At 70.1% G+C, this 1896-nt stretch carries 3 protein-coding genes; all 3 read right to left on the bottom strand.

Annotated elements, in window-relative coordinates:
- The coding region (locus JaAD80_RS29250; RefSeq protein ID WP_180979664.1) for a TolC family protein at nt 1–897 on the bottom strand (897 nt) is incomplete at its 3' end.
- 177 nt (nt 898–1074) lie between these two features.
- Nucleotides 1075–1527: a hypothetical protein gene (locus JaAD80_RS29245; RefSeq protein ID WP_102299676.1), complete on the bottom strand. Its 453-nt coding sequence runs from the start codon at nt 1525–1527 to the stop codon at nt 1075–1077.
- 44 nt (nt 1528–1571) lie between these two features.
- Nucleotides 1572–1896: hypothetical protein (locus JaAD80_RS31120; RefSeq protein ID WP_180979663.1), on the bottom strand; the 325-nt coding region annotated here is incomplete at its 5' end.

The raw sequence follows: 1896 nt of genomic DNA, 5'->3' as shown, positions 1-1896 counted from the left end.
CTGCAGCACCAGCATGGCGCGCGTGCGGTTGTCGGCATTGATGCCGCCCGTGGGTTTTTCCACGCGCAGCACGACCTTCGGCAGGTAGGCCGAGCGTTGCAGGGTGATTTCCGAATCGGCCGCCTGCGCCTCGTAGTCGAGCCGCTGCAGGGTGGGCGAATAGCTGATGGCCTGGCGCATGACCCGATCCAGGCTGGCGTCGGGCAGCGGCTCGCCGACGCCGACGCCGGTGCTGCTGACCACGCGCACCGGCTTGCCGGCCAGCTGCGACAGCTGCGCCAGCGCGTTTTCCAGCGCCTGGCGCGCGTTCGACACGTCGTTGGCCGCCTGGTAGGCGCGCGATTCGGCCAGGCGCTGGTCCGTCTGCGAGCTGACCGACTGCACCACGCGGCGCCTGATCATTTCCAGCAGGCGCTGGTGTTCGGCCAGCCCTTCCTCGGCCGAACGCACGCGCGCCGTCTGGCGCAGCGCTTCCGTATAGGCGCTGATCACGCGCAGCGAGAGGGTCAGGCGTTCTTCCTCGATGGCGGCGCCGGCCGCGTCGACCCGGCTGCCCGCCGCATCGATGCCGGCGTCGATGCGCCCGCCGCTCCACAGCGGCTGGTCGATGCGCACCACGCCGCCCGTTTCCCTCGAACCCGTGGGCACTTCCGCCGACAGGCTGGGATAGCGCTGCCATTGCGCGCCATCGAGGTCGGCCCGCGCGGCGGCCTGCGCCGAGCGTTTGCCCTGCACGGCGGGGTGGCTTTGCAGCGCCTGCTGCAAGACCTGGTCGAAGGTCCAGGCAGTGGCGCCCTGGGCGTGGACAACGGCGCTGGCGCTGGCCATGGCCACGGCCGCCAGCACGGCCGCGAGACAGGGCAGGATGCCGGCCCAGGGGCGCCGGCGCAGATGCATTGCTGGGAAACCGCGTAATCTCATCCCGTGTTTTTCCGGCCTCGCGGCCTGAAGGTATGCATGCAATACCGCCGCTTGCGCGGCTATCGCAGGGGGAGCGCGGACCCTGCCAGTGACTGCAGCCATGCTGGCCGCGCTCCTCCCGCACCTTGCAACTTTTTTGCCGTCACGCCGCCATCAGACGACGAAGTTGGCCGCCGTCAGCTGCGTGATGTTGACGCCGCTCAGCAGCACCAGCGCCGTGTCGATGGCGTTGGCGTTGCTCAGGTCACTCGAGTGGTAGACCGTGACGGCGCCGTTGTTCTGCGCATCGGCGATCACGATATAGCCTTGTCCCGACAACACGCTGCTGTCGGCCGCGATGGCACTGGCGGCAGCCTGGATCGAGACGGCCGTGCCGTCGAAGATGAACAGGTTGTCGTTGCCAAAGTCCGTGCCCAGGTTGACGCCGATGGCCACCGATGCCGTCAGGTCGGCAATGGCCGACATGTCGATCACATCGCCGCCGGTCGCTGTCGGGCCCGCATCGAAGCTGGCCACCGTCAGCGGATTGTGCAGCGCTTGCTGGCTCAGCAGGAAGAGCTGGCTCGCGTCCGTCAGGTCGGCCTGGGCCTGGGCGGCGGCGGCCACGGCGGCATCGGCATTCGCTGCTACCGTCAGCGAGGCGGCATCCGTCAGGTCCGCTTGCGCCTGCGCCTGCAGTGCCGCGGCTGCGGCAGCATCGGCTGCCAGGTGCAGGGCGTGGCGTCTGTCAGGTCGGCGCTCTGCGACGCGGCCAGTGCCGCCGCCGCCGCCGCGTTGGCGGCCAGCGTGAGTGCCACGGCGTCGGTCTGGTCGGCGATGGCTTGCACGGCGGCGGCATTGGCCGCGTCCGCATCCGAAATCAGGGCCAGGGCGCTGGCGTCGGTCAGGGCAGCGAGGGCATTGGCTTGCACCAGCGCCGCATCGGCCGCCTGCGCGTCCGCCTGCGCCTGGGCCGCTGCCGCATCATCGGCAAAG

Origin of the sequence: Janthinobacterium sp. AD80 (assembly GCF_002878455.1) — a bacterium.
In the GTDB taxonomy this organism is placed as follows: domain Bacteria; phylum Pseudomonadota; class Gammaproteobacteria; order Burkholderiales; family Burkholderiaceae_D; genus Janthinobacterium.
The sequence above is the reverse complement of the archived record's forward strand: the minus strand, read 5'-3'. Positions and strand labels throughout refer to the sequence as shown.